General features: G+C 34.7%; 12 protein-coding genes. 10 read left to right on the forward strand and 2 right to left on the reverse strand.

The genetic code is table 11. From position 1 onward, the window contains the following. Positions 1-11: 11 nt before the first annotated feature. The 3 genes from MT391_RS01405 to MT391_RS01415 are packed head-to-tail and all read left to right on the forward strand — an operon-like array spanning position 12 to position 5,316. Positions 12-1,289, forward strand: coding sequence for a hypothetical protein (locus MT391_RS01405; RefSeq protein ID WP_499496704.1), 1,278 nt, complete (start codon positions 12-14; stop codon positions 1,287-1,289). A gap of 9 nt (positions 1,290-1,298) precedes the next feature. Beyond that, entirely contained in the window at positions 1,299-2,651 is a 1,353-nt protein-coding gene (prsR, locus tag MT391_RS01410) for a PEP-CTERM-box response regulator transcription factor (RefSeq protein WP_028867348.1), read from the forward strand. 40 nt (positions 2,652-2,691) lie between these two features. Then, a complete protein-coding gene (locus MT391_RS01415) occupies positions 2,692-5,316 on the forward strand; it encodes a tetratricopeptide repeat protein (protein WP_499496705.1) in 2,625 nt (874 codons plus the stop codon). A 400-nt stretch (positions 5,317-5,716) separates the two neighbouring features. Here the strand turns inward: MT391_RS01415 and MT391_RS01420 are convergent, their stop codons facing one another. Further along, complete coding sequence (locus MT391_RS01420) at positions 5,717-6,529, reverse strand: sulfotransferase (RefSeq protein WP_499496706.1); 813 nt, start codon at positions 6,527-6,529, stop codon at positions 5,717-5,719. A gap of 467 nt (positions 6,530-6,996) precedes the next feature. Continuing rightward, positions 6,997-8,007 (reverse strand): hypothetical protein, encoded by a 1,011-nt coding sequence (locus tag MT391_RS01425; RefSeq protein ID WP_499496707.1) that lies wholly within the window; start codon positions 8,005-8,007, stop codon positions 6,997-6,999. Positions 8,008-8,375: 368 nt separating this feature from the next. Between MT391_RS01425 and MT391_RS01430 the strand changes: the two genes are divergently transcribed. The 7 genes from MT391_RS01430 to MT391_RS01460 all read left to right on the forward strand — a co-directional run bounded on the left by MT391_RS01430 (position 8,376) and on the right by MT391_RS01460 (position 17,077). Further along, positions 8,376-9,173, forward strand: coding sequence for a WecB/TagA/CpsF family glycosyltransferase (locus MT391_RS01430; protein ID WP_499496708.1), 798 nt, complete (start codon positions 8,376-8,378; stop codon positions 9,171-9,173). A gap of 9 nt (positions 9,174-9,182) precedes the next feature. Further along, positions 9,183-10,166 carry a sulfotransferase gene (locus MT391_RS01435; RefSeq protein WP_499496709.1) on the forward strand — a complete coding sequence of 328 codons (984 nt, stop codon included), beginning with the start codon at positions 9,183-9,185 and terminating at the stop codon, positions 10,164-10,166. Between the two features lie 5 nt (positions 10,167-10,171). Beyond that, a complete protein-coding gene (locus MT391_RS01440; RefSeq protein WP_499496710.1) occupies positions 10,172-11,725 on the forward strand; it encodes a lipopolysaccharide biosynthesis protein in 1,554 nt (517 codons plus the stop codon). A gap of 22 nt (positions 11,726-11,747) precedes the next feature. Continuing rightward, positions 11,748-12,959, forward strand: coding sequence for a hypothetical protein (locus tag MT391_RS01445; protein ID WP_499496711.1), 1,212 nt, complete (start codon positions 11,748-11,750; stop codon positions 12,957-12,959). An 18-nt stretch (positions 12,960-12,977) separates the two neighbouring features. Beyond that, positions 12,978-14,186, forward strand: a complete 1,209-nt coding sequence (locus tag MT391_RS01450; RefSeq protein WP_499496712.1) for a glycosyltransferase — start codon at positions 12,978-12,980, stop codon at positions 14,184-14,186. A 1-nt stretch (position 14,187) separates the two neighbouring features. Beyond that, positions 14,188-15,585 carry a phenylacetate--CoA ligase family protein gene (locus MT391_RS01455; RefSeq protein ID WP_499496713.1) on the forward strand — a complete coding sequence of 466 codons (1,398 nt, stop codon included), beginning with the start codon at positions 14,188-14,190 and terminating at the stop codon, positions 15,583-15,585. Positions 15,586-15,694: 109 nt separating this feature from the next. Continuing rightward, positions 15,695-17,077 (forward strand): O-antigen ligase family protein, encoded by a 1,383-nt coding sequence (locus MT391_RS01460; RefSeq protein ID WP_499496714.1) that lies wholly within the window; start codon positions 15,695-15,697, stop codon positions 17,075-17,077. The last annotated feature ends 80 nt before the right edge of the window (positions 17,078-17,157 follow it).

Here is a 17,157-nt window from a genome sequence, read left to right on the forward strand (position 1 = left end):
ATAGTGTGAATATGAAATTAAAAAAATGTAGTTTTAAATTTATAGAAACGAGCTTAATGGCATTATTGTCAAGCACCGCTATTGCAAGTGATTTGCCTGCCTCTGTGAGTGATCGTTATATCTCATTGGGTATTGAGCATGCACAGAGTGATAACATTAATAAATCGAGTGTGAACAAAGAGTCAGGGTATGAGCAAACGATTGATCTTGGCTTGGGTTATTTTAATCAAACCGCGACCAATTTGACCGCACTCGATTACACTATTTCTTATTCAACTTATAGCGATGATGAAACTGATGATGAAAGCGATATCTCGGGTAGCTTAAATTTATCGCAGGAGATTTTTAGTAAGAATCTGATGCTTAATTTAAGCCATTTTAGGCGTTCATATTTACTCGACCAATCAAGCAGTGATGTACCTGAAAATAGTGGGGACAGGGATGTATTCACTGTCAATCCTGTCTGGATTATTCCTTATTCAAAACGCGCCGGATTTCAACTTAGTTATAATTATATAGCAACGCGTCTTAGCGATAATGATGACGATGATGCAGATCGTAATATTTTTGGATTGGCTTGGTACCATAAATTAAATACTAAAACTCGCTTCGAACTTTCTAGTGATATGAGTGATGTTGAATATCGCAATACAGGGGCCGACTATCAAGAAATTAGTGTTAATGCCTCTATCGAAGGGCAATTGGTTGCCGGTACTTATTTAGTACAATTGGGTTATAGCAAATTAAGCGATGATAACAGTGATGAAACTGGTGCTATTTTCAAATTAGCTTACCAATATCAATTCGCCAAACATAACCTTTCATTGAGCGCAGAAAGAGAGTTAAGCGACTCATCTTTAGGGTTAGGTCTTGATGTGGCTGATAATGAAAGTGAAGACTTTTCCGATAGCCAATTATTATGGATAGACAGGCTCCAATTAGATCATAAATTTATTATTACAAGCCGCTTAAACAACAATAACAATATTTTTTATCAACAAGAAAAAGATATAAATACCGATGAAAAAGATCCTCGCTGGGGTTTAAGTACAGGCTTCGACTTCAAAAACACTGAAAAATTAAATTCTTTTGTGTCGTTACAATATAGTGAGTCAACACTGGTTTCAGATTTCGATAAACAAATCACTAATGCCATCATAGGTGCAAAATACTTATTCCGTCCAAGGTTAAGTTTCTCATTGCAAGCTGAGTATGAAAAACAGTCTACAGCTAGTATCTCAAGTTATGATGAAATGCGTTACACAGCTAGAATTGAATTTAGGAATTAAGGAAAGATATTGAAAAATAAAAAAGCTGATACGTTACTGATAGTAGAAGATGATCTTGGCTTACAGACCCAATTGAAATGGCATTTTTCTGATTATAATGTTGTCATTGCCGCCAATCAAAAAGAAGCTATCTCTGCTATTCGTTTACATGAGCCTAAAGTCATGATCCAAGATTTGGGGCTGCCTCCCGATGAGGATGGTGTGACCGAAGGGTTTGAATTATTGCAGCAGGCGCTACATTTACATCCTTATATGAAAATTATTGTGATGACCGGCAATGAGGGTAATGAACATGCAATGCAAGCTGTTAAATTAGGCTCCTATGACTTTTATGCCAAACCAGTAGATGCAGATACCTTAGATCTTATCGTGCAACGTGCTTTTCATATCTATCATCTAGAAGAGAAGAATCGTCAGCTTAGCAGTCGCAGTCAAAAAGAATCAATGTTAAATGGGTTGATTGCTAGCGATACTAAGATGTTAAAAATATGCTCGATGATAGAAAAAATTGCTCCCACTGATGCGTCTTGTTTATTGATTGGTGAAAGTGGAACGGGTAAAGAAGTTATCGCTAATTCTCTGCATCAACTTAGTTTGCGAAAAGATCATAAGATGATAGCGATAAATTGTGCAGCTATCCCTGAAAACTTGATTGAAAGTGAACTCTTTGGTTATGAAAAAGGTGCATTTACCGGTGCGGTTAAAAGTACCGTCGGTAAAATTGAAATGGCGCACAAAGGGACCTTATTTCTTGATGAAATTGGTGATATGCCATTACACCTGCAAGCTAAATTATTGCGTTTTTTACAAGAGCGAGTAATAGAGCGTGTTGGCGGAAGAACGCAAATTAATATCGATACACGTATTATATGTGCAACCCATAAAGACTTAGAAAAATTGGTAGCTACAGGTGAGTTTCGTGAAGATCTCTTTTATCGTATTGCAGAAATTCAAATAGATATACCACCCTTAAGAGATCGTGGTTCAGATAAAATCTTATTAGCTAAATATTTACTTAACAAGTATGTAAAAAAACAGAAATTACAAATTATCGGTTTTTCGGAAGATGCGATAAATGGCATAGAAAATCATACTTGGCCAGGTAATGTGCGAGAGATGGAAAACAAAATAAAACGTGCAGCTATCATGTGCGATTTAAAATACATCAGTGCTTTAGATTTAGGATTAGTGAATGCCGATACGACACCGCTTAACCTAAAAGAAATTAGACGAAATGCAGAAGTAAGTGCGTTGAAGCAAGCATTAATTGCATCTGATCATAATGTTAGTGCGGCAGCAAAATCTTTAGGTATCACGCGACCCACGCTTTATGACCTAATGAAAAAATATGATATGCAATAATTAAAATGAATTTCAACTACCTTTTATAAAAGGGAATACCATGAAAAAACATACAACAGGCATTTTGAGTTCATTTGTATTAGTAAGCTCTTTGCTTATGGTTGGCTGCAATGGAGATCCTGAATCAGCCAATGTTGCTGATTTGACTCAATATACTCAGCAAGGCAAAACTTATTTAGAGCAGAGTCAATTTAAAGCTGCGATAAACTCTGCCAATAATGCCATTACTGCTTATCCCAATTATAGTGATGGTTATCTTATTTTGGCAAAAACCTATAATAAACTAGGGCAATCTAATCAATCGATTGAGGTTTTAAACGCTTATAAAGGCGATAAAAATGCAGATTATTACTTACTATTGTTAGAGTCTTATCAACGTAGTGGCAAGGTTATTTCTGCAAACAAGTTAATTGAGCAGCATGCTGATTTGTTATCTCAAGATGCTAATCAATTTAAGTTGTTAAAAGCAAAAATACTGTTACTTGAAGATAATGGTAAACAAGCATTGTCATTATTCAAAGAACTGCAGACGACATCAGGCTTCAAAAGTGAAGGTTTAATTGGTGAAGCACGCATTGCGGCAGCACAGAATAATAAGCAGAATGCGCTTTCATTACTTGATAGTGCATTACAAGTGGATGAAAAAAATATCGAAGGCTTAATGCTTAAAGGCTTTCTATTAATGGGTAAAGGAGATATAGAAAACGCCGAGAAGACATTATCTTATGCACTTACTGTGATCCCGTCATCTGATATTTTTACGCCTGAGCGTATTGGTATTCTAAGAGCGCTAACAAGTATTCTAACTTCACAGGGGCGTAGCTCTGAAGCTTTATTATACTCACGTATATTAAGTGATGAATTTCCAACAGCAACCACGATAAACGAGCACTATGCCTCTGCACAGGAATATTACAAAAGAAAAGAGATCGCAAAAGCAAAAAAAGAGCTTTATGAAATCTTAAAAATTGATGCAAAAAATAATAAAGCGTCGACTATGTTAGGTGTTATTTTATACACAGAGGGCGATATCAACGGTGCTGAAAAATACCTGTCAGGTATGATCGACCCTGAAGTGAATACGCCACAATTAACTCAAATCTATGCAATGACTCAGCTTAAGCTAAATCAGAGTAACGATGTATTAGCTATATTAGATGATGTGATTGACTATGAAAATCGACTTGATACGTTAACACTTTATACCATTGCTGCTATTTCAGAAAGTGAGTTTGATAAAGCTGATATCGCGCTTGCTCGAATCGCAAAACTATTTCCAGATTCTTCTCAACTACCTTTATTAACAAGTAGTTATATTACGGCTAAAACACCAGAACAATCACAACAAGTGCTTGATGTATTAGCAAAAGGTCTGCAAAAAAATGCTTCGGATTTTTCTTTGCAAACGGCTTATTTAAAAAAATTAATTGAGTTAAAGGAATTAGATAAAGCAGATCAATTTATTACTGAACTGGCTAAGAAAGAAGGTAGCGCGACACAAACACGCTTATTAGTTGCAAATTATTATCTATACCGTAATCAATTCTCGCTTGCTGAGGATCATTTTAATCGTATTATTGAAGAATCTGATAATGATGTGCAGGCTTATTACGGCTTAGCACAAAGCAAGCAAATTCAACAAGATTGGAAAGCGGCTTTTGAGCAATACGATAAAATAATTACGCTATATCCAGACCAATTAAGAGCTTATTATGGTGCGGTTGTTAGCCTTAAGCAGCAGCAAAAAGATCCTCTAACAGTTGGTACCTACTTATCCAATAAACATAAGGCTAATATTCTAGCGTTAGTATTAGCTGATTATCAGTATCAAAGTAATAATTTAACCGAAGCAGATCAGCTGGTTAAAACTGCATCAGATTTACCCGTTGAGTTAAAAGATAAAGCCGATCAATTACAACAACAAATAAGTAATGTAAGAATTATTATGGCAATGCAAGAGGGTAATTACCCTGTTGCGAGGGAGTTAACATTAGCGCAATTGCAATTAACGCCTGAACAACCATTGTTCTTAATTAGACTTGCTACAATTGAGACGCGTTCAGGGCAATATACGGAAGCTGATAAAGTATTGAAGCAGATAGAATCTATGTTGCCGGACAATCCTCAAGTTGTACTTTTACAGGCTCAATTAGCATTAGCACAGAAAGATAAAGTCAAAGCGGAGCAGTTATTAAAAGCTGAATGGAATAAAAGTGCAACAGAGGAAATTGCTCTTGAGTTATATAACTTTTATAAAGTTGAAGATAATGTAAAAGCGCGTGATTTATTAGCTAAATGGAAAGAAAAATCACCTAACAGTGTTTATGCAAATTTAAATGATGGCATGGTATTGCAAGGTGAAGGTAATAATACAGCAGCGATAGCGGCTTATGAGAAAGTTCTATCGGTTGCTCCTAATCAAGTAGCTAGCTTGAATAATGCAGCTTGGTTATATTCATTAAGTGGGGATCCTAAAGCCGAAGTAATGGCCGAAAGGGCTTATAAAGCCGCACCGAATAATGGTGCTGTTTTAGATACTTACGGTTGGATCTTATATCAGGCGGGTAAATATGAACAAGCAAAACCAATACTCAAAAAAGCGTTAGAATTAATGCCAAATGATGCTGAAATTAAAAAGCATTGGTCTTTAGTTTCTGAAAAATAATAAATTAGTTTAAAAAGTGATATTGTAAAAAGCCCCTCAATCGTTGATAAAATGATTGAGGAGCTTTTTTGTATAGGCGTCTAATGCAAATATTTAGTATTGATGTCAGGTCAATATCATTTGTTCAAGAATAATCATTTATTTGGTAAGAAGCTAAATTAAATCAATGGTATAGGTGTTTTTATAAAAAATATGAGCTCAAGAAAGAATAAGAAGATGTTAAAGATATACGTTCAATATCTTTAAATACGTTAAAGTCTAAAATTAAAAGCTGCTAGTCTTGATTTAATTAGTCTTTTAGAGTTTTATTATATTCGAGTCGTTTTATATAAAATAAAATGTAAGTTCACGAAATATCTAGTAATTATTCAGCACTCTAGCGTTATACTCCATTAATATTTTATTTATTCCTATTAACTAAAGGATTATCAATTATAAATTGCTTTATTTCTTCAGAATAAGTTAAATCGCAAAACTCACATATTCTTTGAATTTCAATCGTAGATTTATTTATGAAATTTTCATAATCCACTTCTATAAAGTTAGCATTACTTTTTTTCAATTCACTTTCAGCAAGTTGATTCAATTTATAAACTTGATAAGTAGTAAGTTCCAATTTCGAATGCTTAAATTCTTCAAAATTATCCTTTTCATCTCCTAACCCTTCCCACCAAATTTCATTGCTGTGGTCTTTTTTCCAAAAACCAACATTCATCAATGAATTAACAGTAGAATTAATTTCGCGTTTGACTCGAATGAAACAGGCATCCGGAAAAATTGATTGTAGAAAAATAACTCGAGAGGGGCCTGTGATTTTAAAAGCGAGTCTTTCTTTACCTTGCTTTTTAACAAGCTGAGTAAAATAATTTCTTATTATTTTCTTTTCTACTGCTGTTGCCTCTCTCTCTATAGTACTTTTTGAAAAAGAGCTACCCACAAGGTAATTCCACATTGGATAACTTTCATCAGCTTTAAATATATATTTGTTAAAAAAGTTCGTTTTATGTAATTGAGACTTTTTACCTTTTAAAGAAAAGTATTTATTATGAAAAAATTTTCTTAATAAATTTAAACTTACTATTTTCGGGAATTTATCACTGTAATTACTTGGCCAGGCTAAATCATTATGGGCTAAAATCGATTCAGCAATAATTGTTGTTCCCGATCTAGGCACACCTATAAAAATAATTGGTTTAATTAATACATCGTTCATTTAATTACCCTTTTACAACCCTGATGAAAAAATTTTTAGTAAATTTAAGTATATCAAAAAATTCTTTATTCTTTCGGCAATATTATTAAAGCATGATTTTTTTGCAAAAAAATGCTGATTATTAAACTAAAAAATATAACCCATGCCAGTAATTCTTCTGTTATGTAATTTCTAAAGTAAATGAAAAAAGTATCAAAACAGTTTTAACTTTACGTTACACATGCTTTTTCCAATAGGTCTGGCCATATGTTTTTACACATTCAATAAAGAAAAATATATTTTGTTTTAAAGAATAGGTTAGCTAAGGGATAGACCTTGATAACGATTATCATGAAATAATTCACCATAAATAATAAATTGGTAATCACCATGAAACAATACTCTCTGTCTTACAAGTAAAACGCTTCATTGATTACAGGTACAAAAACCTCATGTAATTAATTACTTATGGTTATAAATCATTGGCGTTACTTTTTTAAATACTGTAGCTCTTGAAATGTTTTACATTCTAAGAATGTGTTTTTTTGTAAAAACTCATCCAATTTACGCAGGGAATAAGGTGCAATACTTTTGGGATGTCCCATAATATTAAAAATACCTTCATTGTTATTTTCTTTTAAATGTACTTTCAATGCGCTTTGTAATTGACCTGCTTTAGCACCATCAATCATTACCGGGCCATAGGTACTTTTAGTTAACCGATCAATATAATATTGCTTATTGGCCACCATCGCTTGCCCATCACCAAAGGATTTAAATTGTTGGCTCGAGAACTTTTTATGGAAAGCTAATTTCCAAAAAAATAACGGTGATGTTTCAAAGGCGCTGATCGGTAATTCAACAAACTCACCAGATGGCTCCGGTAGCAATGGATCGTTAGAGAAAGTCCAAGAGGGTTGTTGTGGCATACCTTTAAAGTCAAAGTGTCTGGTTGGATCCGATGAATAACCCTGATTAAAGACCGTACTATCTAACCAAATTCCATTATTTAGCAAAGCCTGTTTAATTTTGATAAATGGCTGTAAGCACCAACCCCCAGCTCGGTAAGCAAAAATAGGACGATGGCTACACAGTTGTAATTCAGCTTTGTAAGTGCTTACTATCTCTTCTATTTCTTGTTCAGAAAAGTCATGTAAACGATAGCGACTTGTATCAATCTGCCAACCGGTTTGATCATAAACACTATCAAACCAATGCGGGTGAATATGCAGTTGTATATCGTGGCCTGCTTCGGATAGTGATAATAATTGTTTTTGAATCTCGTTATATTGTTCTTTAAGTTCAGAGAACTGATTGGAATACTCTTTTAATTTAACAAGAAAACCCGCATCGACAAATAAGCAAACTTTACTATTGTGTTTATCTAAAATAGTGATTAATTGCTTCGTAGGTTTCAGCATACAATTTTCAACTGAGCCTGGATTTTTACCAAAAAATAATTCGTAATCTAAGCTTATTAAATAGTCTACTGTCTGCATTGTTAGATTCCCTGTTATTTGTAGTGACTTAACGTAATAAAATGAGTATTTTATCTTTATATGCGGAAAAGATGGTATTAAATTGTGTTAATATTTACATCTTAATTTTGACTCCGTGAGATGGAAGCGAAAGCTGTCATTATATCAATAAGTTAAGTTTAAAATATTAGCGTGTAGTTAATTTGTGCAGTTCAATAATAACTATTGAACTTATTACTGAATTCAAGAACCAATAACGGGTTATAAAAGGTAGTTTAAAGCAGAGAACTATAGAAGTAGCTATGCTAATTTGCTTATTCAGAGTTGAAGTAACATAAACAATCATTATATTAAAATAATAGTAAAATATAACTGCTAAGGACAGGCAAATGACGGATGATAATCGCGTACTAAATGAACCTTTAAAACGATATAAGGTACAAGCGCCCACTATTAAAATGTTTGGTATCGATATCCATCCATTAGGCATGTCCCAATCCCTAGATATTATTAACGAATGTATCACTTCTAAACAATCTCTACATATCGGTATGTTAAATGCGGCTAAAGTAGTCAATATGAAGCGAAATCCTGCTCTTGGGGAGGATGTTACTTCATCAAATTTGATTCTTGCTGATGGAAGTGCAGTGGTATTAGCCAGCAAAATCCTCAATAAAAAATTACCTGAGCGAGTCGCTGGTATCGATCTCATGCATGGCATATTAGAGCGTGGTAATAAATTAGGTTATCGTGTTTTTTGTTTAGGTGCGACGGAAGAAATATCAGAAGAAATTGAACGTCAAATTCATAAACATTATCCTGGTGTTGTGCTTGCTGGGCGTCAAAATGGTTATTTTTCAGATGACCAGGAAGGTCAAGTCGCCGAGGATATCGCGGCGTCTAAAGCAGATGTATTATTTGTCGCGATCACTTCGCCTAAAAAAGAACAATTTATGGCGAAATGGGGCAATGTGATGCGAGTGCCTGTTGTACATGGAGTCGGTGGTTCATTTGATGTCTTCGCAGGCAAAGTAAAACGTGCGCCTCTCATTTGGCAAAAAATGGGCATGGAATGGTTATATCGCGTGTTACAAGAACCCGGCCGTTTATGGAAGCGCTACTTAGTCACCAATACATTGTTTATTGGTATGTTAGTAAAAGAAATGTTCAAACCAACAAAAGCGTAAAAGAAAAACATGACTCAACAAAAACAAAAATTAGTTTATCTCGCTGCTGCAAGTCATTCAGGCTCAACAATGACGGCGATGTTATTAGGTGCTCATCCAGATCTTTGCAGTGTTGGTGAACTAAAAGCGATACATTTAGGTGATAAAAACAGTTATTTATGTTCATGTAAAAAGTTAGTTGGGGAATGTGGTTTCTGGGAAGGGGTTGCGCAAAAAATGGCAGACAAAGGCCATGATTTCTGTATCTCCGACGCTAAAACTGATATTCGTACAGGCGCTACACCTTATATGTTAAGGCTATTGAGACCGTTGGTTAGAACGCCATTGATGGAACTCATTCGAGATAGTTTATTAACGTTATCACCAGTATGGCGCAAACAATTACCTTTTTTACAAAAACGTAATGCAGACTATGCGCGTTCAATTGCAGAACAAGCTAACGTTGATACCGTAGTTGACTCTTCAAAAATTGGTATACGCCTAAAATACTTATTAAAAAATCCAGCATTGGATATTAAAGTCATCTGGATTGTCAGGGATGGCAGAGGTGTCTCGCAGGCTTATAAAAACCCTTCAGAATTTGCCGATGCTAAAAATCCAAAATTGCGTGGCGGTGGTACAGGTCAAACTCAAGAACAAGGGCGAGGTATCGAAGTCGGCGCTCATGAATGGGTGCGTTGTAATCAAGAAACAGAAACCGTGTTAGCAACCATGCCAAAAGAAAACTGGGTACAAGTACATTATGAAGATATGTGCAATCACACTGAAAAAACCTTGGATGCACTATTCGAGTTTATTGGCGTCGACCCATCAAAAAAACGCTTAGATTTTAAAACCGTAGAGCACCATGTTGTGGGCAATGGCATGCGTTTAGATGATTCTGAAGAGATCATATTAGACGAACGCTGGAAAGATCAATTGAGCGAAAACGAGTTAGCTAAGTATTTCCAAGTAACTGGTGATTATCATCAAAAAATGGGTTACATGGAATAATATTAATGGGAGATATTAACAAAAAAGTAAAGGTTGAAGATCTTACTGGGCAAAGTCGTTTTGCATGGAACTTAATGGTGAGTTGGATAAGCCAACTTGTTCTTATTTTTTCTGGTTTTATTATGCCTCGTTTGGTAGATGACCAAGTCGGACAAGCTGCCTTAGGCATATGGGACTTTGGTTGGTCATTTGTCAGTTATTTAACCTTGGTCGGATTAGGAATGGGAGCTTCTTTTAATCGCTATATCGCCAAACATCGTGCTGCTGATGAATTGACGTTACTGAATCAAGTTGCCAACTCAGCGGTATTTGTACAAATAATTTTCTCCGGGGTAACAATTCTTTGTACGGTACTGTTTTATTATTTAGTACCTGCCTATTTTTCTGAGTCGCTCGGCCAAAATACCGAAACTGCACAATCAGTCGTCTTATTTTTGGGATTAAGCGTAGCAGTGCGAATGAGTTCAGGCTCTGCCAGTGGTTTACTAACAGGCTATCATCGTTGGGATATTCACAATGCGTTGCATGCGGGTGACAGCATCCTTTCTATTATATTGATGGTTACCGCCTTGTTTTATACTGACTTAGGCGTTGCGGGGATGGCAATCGGTTATTTGCTATCGACCATTATTTTTGAATTTTTCCGTTTTGTGTTAGCAAATAAAGTTTGTGTAGAATTTAGTTTTAACTTACGAATGGCTAACTGGTTAACCTGTAAAGCTATGCTGAAATTTGGCATTAAAAGTATGCTCTCAAATATACCACCTATTTTGTTACTTCAAACAATCAGTATTTTATTAGTGAGTGCCATTGGGCCCGCTGCTTTAGCTGTTTTTGCTCGACCAATGGCATTAACAAAGCAAATAAAAACGTTTATGACAAAGTTTACAATGATGTTAACACCTACTACTGGATCAATGCAGGGTGCGGGTGATATTAAAGCAATTCAAGCATTATTTATTTCTACCACTAAAATGAGCTTTGCATTTGCTTTACCTAGCTTAGGATTTTTAGTTGCCTATGGGGATATTATTCTTCAATATTGGATGGGACAAGAATATGCTTTGTGGTCTTTGGTTATGATTTTATCATTTGGTCAATTATTACCCATGGGACAAGATACTTCTATCCGTGTACTAATGGGAATGGATCAACATGGTCGCATTTCAGTTATTGCCTTTTTTGCTATTTTTGTTTTGTTTGGTGTTGGACTTCTCTTTTCTGGGCTCAGTAATTGGGAGTTAACAACCGCTGCATTATTATTTGTGATTCCAATGAATATTGTATATGGCTTCATTGTGCCGATTTATACCTGTAAAGAGCTAAAGTTGTCTTGGTTTAGCTATGCTTATAATACATTTATTTTGCCATTAATTTATGCATTACCTTTTTTTGCATTAATCGCATGGTCGCGTGATGCTTACCAATCAGTAAATTGGGTTGCTGCTACTGTTATTTTCATTGCAGCTAATGTAGTCACACTTGCTATTTATTATGTGTATTTAGTGCCGTTTAACGTAAAGCAAAAGTTGCTTATTCGTTTAAAACTTCAATCATGAACTTGATCAAGGTGTAATCATTATGTCAGTCACTTTACGAAAATACCCTTACCCTTATCAGGCTATGCTAGCTATCTGTAGTGATTTAGATGAAACGCCCAATAAAGCCATTTATTTCGAAACTGCTCGTTACTTAAATACAACGGAAGAAACCACTTTAGGTAAAGGCGTTGGATTAGAAGTCGGCAATACTATTTACTTTGATATGCCAGAACATAATTTTTCGTATACCAACACAGATGATGATGGTCGGAATAAAATTCATCAATTGATAAATTCAGGGCACATCGACTGCCTGCATTCCTTTGGTGATTTTGTTAATAATAGAACGCTTATAGAACAACACTGGAAGACCATTCAATCAGGTGAACGAAAAATTGAAGTATGGGTCGATCATGCGCAAGCCCCGACTAATTTAGATAATGATATTATGAAGGGGCAAGGTGCAGAGCCCGGCAAACCGGCTTATCATAGTGATTTAACGGTTCAATCGGGTACGCTAGCTTTCATTTGGAAAGGACGCGTAACGAGTTGCGTCGCGCAAAATGCCAAGAGAAGTTATCGCGCTGTGTTTAATAAAAAGCAAATAAAAGCAAGTCTTAAAACGATGACGTTAGAGTTTATTAAAGGCTGGTTAGCAAGGTTTGGTAATAAAAAATATGCGATGCATAAAGATAATAAAGTACTCCGACAATCGACATTAGTAGATGGCACGAAGATTAATGAGTTTATGCGTTGTAATCCTGCATGGGGTGGTGTTTCTTGTTTTGATCAAGCTCGTGGTATACATCATGTATTAACCAAAAAAGTGCTCGATACGTTAGTGGATAAAGCGGGATGCAGTATTTTATATAGTCATTTAGGCAAAGTTCACTCTGTGGCTGAGCCTTTTACCCAAGATACACGTCAAGCATTTGAGTTGTTAGCAGAATATCAGCAACATAATAAGATTTTAACTACTACTACACGCCGTTTATTGGGTTATAACCGTACTCATGAATCACTTGAATTTGCCGTTAAAACGGTCGGAGATGAAACTCATATTCACCTTAGTACTGAGTATGAAGGGGATGATCTTCAAGGGTTAACTTGGTATGTAGAAAAACCTGAGCACGTTAAATTGTATATTAATAAAAAATTCAACGATATAACCATCAATCAGCCTGATATTAGTGGTAAACCGAGTATCTCTATAAAATGGTGCCAGTTAACTTTTCCTGATATTAATATTTAAACTAATTTGAGCTTAACTATGTATAACATCAAACTATTTGTCGGAAGAGCTGTTTTATTTTCTCTTTATTCCATGATTCGTATCTTTTCTTTCCTGCCTACTAAAAAGCAGAAAAAAGAAGGCAATGTCATTGTGTTAACAGGCACTTTCTATTCTAAAAACTGGATCGATGCTCATTTAGTGCCTTTGGTGACGTGTTCGAGTGTTAAACATGTTTATATAGTATCAAATAACATGAGCTATAATTTGGAAGGGTTAAGTGTCATAACACCTTCGTCTACTTTATCTCGTTTAATCGGCTCAACGTTAGCAAGACTTGTTACGTTTTTCATATGCTCATTCAAACACCGGCCAGACTATATAGGTGGGTTTCACATTCTATTTAACGGTACGTTAGCTATTTTATTTTCTAAACTTCTACAATGTAGGTCGATCTACTTTAGTGTTGGAGGTATTACTGAAACATTAGAAGCCGGAAAAACAGAAAATAGCTTTTTTAAATTTTTAGATGGTAAAGATAAATTTTTAACCGCTACTATTTGTAAAATAGCTTCAGTTTCATCTGTAGTAATAACAATGGGGAATGGAGCAAAAACATTTCTTGCTGAGAAGGGGGCTAACCCTAAAAATATTCATGTTATTTCTGGAGCAATTGCAGCTGATAAATTTTATCCAGATAAAACCATAGTTAGTGAATATGATATTGTTTTAACGGCAAGATTATCCAAAGTGAAACAAGTAAATTTATATTTAGACATCATTAAAAATATAAAGGATAAAGAAGTTCAGTGTAAAGCTTTAATTATTGGAGATGGCCCTTTGTTATCTGAATTGAAGGCTTATGCGAAGAGTTTAGATATTGAAGATAGAGTCTATTTTGCAGGACATCAAGATAATGTTTTGGATTGGCTGCAAAGGTCTAAAATATACGTATTAACTTCTCGTTCAGAAGGTTTAGCATTATCCATGCTGGAAGGTTTAAAAGTAGGTTTGCCTGCAATAGTGCCTAATGTTGGCGACCTGTCTGATGTGTTAGTTGATGGTTATAATGGCTATCTTATAGAAAACCACAGTATCGAAGACTTTTCAGAATCTATTATTACATTATTGACAAACCCAATTTTATTATCAGAGTTTTCAGATAACGCAATTAAATCGACACAACGTTTTGATTTAACTGTTATACAGCAGCAGTGGAACAATCTATTTACCTCGGAAAATAATTAATATGAAACAAGCATTTTCTAAAAAGAACCTATGGAATGCAATGCCTGACTCAGTAAAAACGCTAGCTGGTAGTTTACTTTCATTTATTCCATTACCTTACCTGATTGGTAAAAAATTTCGCGATACTACTAAATTGATTTTATCTGCAGATAGTTGGTCTAAAAAACAAGTAGAGCAATATCAATTAAGTAAATTAAAGGAGCAAGTGTTAGTTGCCTATGAAAAATGTCCAGCCTATAAAAAATTATATGATGATGCCGGTATAAATGTATCTCTGTTGCAAACACTCGATGATTTTAAGGTATTACCATTTATCGATAAAACCTTCATTAATAACAATGTTGATGATTTATTATTGGTAGATAAAAATAGTGCTAATGTTGATTATATTACGACAGGGGGCACTAGCGGAGTGCCATTAACCTTTTATATTAATGCCGAACGTTCGCAAATCGAATATGCATACCTTGTTGATGGGTGGAAAAAAGCAGGCTTTAAACTCGGTGATATTAAAGCAGTATTGAGAGGGCGTGTAACCAGTGAAAAAAATAGCGAGAATAGAAGTTACGATCCAATCTTTAAAGAACATTATTACAGTAGTTTCCACACTAGTGATAAAGATATGGCTGCCTATGTCCAGCATCTGAAGTCTCTAAAAAAATGTTTTTTGCATGTATACCCCTCTTCTGTATACCAACTTGCTAGATATATTAAAAAAAATAATATAATTATCACTAATGTCCAAGCTATTTTAGCGGAATCAGAGAATGTTTATCCTGAGCAACGTGTGTTTGTAGAGTCTGTTTTTAATTGTCGATATTTTTCCTCTTACGGGCATACAGAAAAACTAGTTGCGGCTGGTGAGTGTGAACACTCTTCTCATTATCATGTCTGGCCTACTTATGGTTATTTTGAGTTAATAGATGAGCAAGGTAATGTCATTACAGAAAAAGGGCAAGTTGGTGAAATTGTCGGTACTGGGTTTATTAATACAGTAATGCCTTTTATTCGTTATAAAACAGGGGACTTTGCGGAGTATGTTGGCGATTTTTGTGATAAATGTAAACGTAATCATTTAATCATTAAAGATATCCGAGGGCATCGAATACAAGAACATTTGATTACTAAGGACAATAATACTATCTCATGGACTGCGATTAATATGCATGACGACACTTTTGATGATGTCCTTCAATATCAGTTTTATCAAGATACACCTGGAGAGGCAATTATTAATATTGTGGTTAATGAAGTTTTCTCGGATAAGCATAAAATGAGAATTGAAGAAAACATAGCTAAAAAATTAGCAGGTCAAATATCGGTTGAAGTTCAAGTCGTGAAAGCTGTTAAATTAACTGAGCGTGGTAAATCGGTGTTTGTAGATCAAAGAATAAAATAACATTTATTTTATTCTTTGATTAGTTTTACTTAACTTTAAACTTCTCTTTATATGGATTTTCATTTTGATTCGAATAACCTTATTAACCTTACTTATTAGCTATTTATGTGTGTCTGCTTGGAAAGATTGGTTTAAAGCGGCTTGTTGGCTTGTGTTATTAATGTCTATTTTCCAACATCCTGATATGCCTAAGTCCATTGCAAATATTCCTGGATTGAATCATTGGAACTTTCTATTTTTAAACGTAGTCTTTTCATGGCTAATAAATCGAAAAAAAGAAAAAATATCTTGGGAAATGCCTCGACATCTTAATTTTTTATTGTTTTTTTATAGTGTAGTTATTGTAGTTAGTGTAATTCGTTATTTAAACGATCACTCTGGCGTAGATGAATTAATCGCAACCTTTGGCGGGTCCGCTGATTTAGGTATTTCCGCTATCAACGAATATTTAATTAATTGTTTTAAATGGGTTATTCCTGCAATTATAATCTTTGATGGTTGTAGAAGTAAAAAGCAATATTTTTTTGCTGTAACAATGTTAGCTTTAATGTTTTTTCTGCTCGCTTTACAAGTTGTTAAAGCGATGAAATTAGGGTCGTTAACTATGGGGGGGGATGCATTACAATTGAAAGCGTTAAAAATAATTTCTAATAGCGTTGGTTTTCATCGTGTGAATATCTCAATGATAATGAGTGGTGCTTTTTGGGCTGTTTTTTGTTTGAAAGAATTTGTTAGTCGCAAATATTTCTTTTTGCTAATTATCCCTGGATGCATAATGATTTTTTTAGCGATGGCGTTAACAGGTGGGCGAACTGGTTACGGTACTTGGTTAATTTTAGGTGCATTTTTCTGTCTTTTCAAGTGGAGGAAATACTTGTTACTTGCACCTGTTTTACTTTTTTTGATTGTTATTGTAGCTCCTTCTGCTATCGAACGTTTGACACAAGGTTTCACATCAGAGAATAATGATGAATTTAGTCAAGAGACAGATGTAAACTTTCACGGTGAAAACGTTGATATGGCTTCAGTGACTTCTGGTAGGGTAATTGCTTGGCCTTTGGTCTGGGAATCCATTAAAGAGGCTCCTTTCTTTGGCTCTGGCCGTGAAGCAATGCAAAATTTGGGCATTACAAGGAAAATAATGTTAGAACATGGGGAAGGGGAGCTTTTTCCACACCCACATAATGCATATTTACAATTGTTACAAGATAATGGCTTTATTGGGGCAATTCCAATATTTATATTTTATTTAATTATGGTTAAATACTCATGGAGTTTATTCAGAGACAATAACAATAATTTATATATAGTCACAGGAGGGATTAACTTGGCGCTCTTACTTGCATTCTTGATAGCTTCAACAGGTAGCCAAACATTTTATCCTAGAGAGGGAGCTTTAGGAATGTGGGTTGCAATTGGGCTAGTTTTAAGAGTTTATATCGAAAGAAATAAGCTATCTAAAGGAATGAGAAGCTCATTATTAGAAGAATAATATTATATTATCTGCTGTGTGAAGTTTTGTGCTAATGCTACTATGTTGATAAGGTTACGTTTAAACGTATGCATTGTGTT

Source organism: Vibrio sp. 1-Bac 57 (genome assembly GCF_037546855.1).
GTDB lineage: Bacteria > Pseudomonadota > Gammaproteobacteria > Enterobacterales > Psychromonadaceae > Psychromonas.

Coding starts and splice junctions, on each gene's coding strand:
- MT391_RS01420 (WP_499496706.1), bottom strand. CDS start 6,529: ATGAACGATGTATTAATTAAACCAATTATTTTTATAGGTGTGCCTAGA.
- MT391_RS01450 (WP_499496712.1), top strand. CDS start 12,978: ATGTATAACATCAAACTATTTGTCGGAAGAGCTGTTTTATTTTCTCTT.
- MT391_RS01405 (WP_499496704.1), top strand. CDS start 12: ATGAAATTAAAAAAATGTAGTTTTAAATTTATAGAAACGAGCTTAATG.
- MT391_RS01415 (WP_499496705.1), top strand. CDS start 2,692: ATGAAAAAACATACAACAGGCATTTTGAGTTCATTTGTATTAGTAAGC.
- MT391_RS01445 (WP_499496711.1), top strand. CDS start 11,748: ATGTCAGTCACTTTACGAAAATACCCTTACCCTTATCAGGCTATGCTA.
- MT391_RS01425 (WP_499496707.1), bottom strand. CDS start 8,007: ATGCAGACAGTAGACTATTTAATAAGCTTAGATTACGAATTATTTTTT.
- MT391_RS01455 (WP_499496713.1), top strand. CDS start 14,188: ATGAAACAAGCATTTTCTAAAAAGAACCTATGGAATGCAATGCCTGAC.
- MT391_RS01435 (WP_499496709.1), top strand. CDS start 9,183: ATGACTCAACAAAAACAAAAATTAGTTTATCTCGCTGCTGCAAGTCAT.
- MT391_RS01430 (WP_499496708.1), top strand. CDS start 8,376: ATGACGGATGATAATCGCGTACTAAATGAACCTTTAAAACGATATAAG.
- MT391_RS01440 (WP_499496710.1), top strand. CDS start 10,172: ATGGGAGATATTAACAAAAAAGTAAAGGTTGAAGATCTTACTGGGCAA.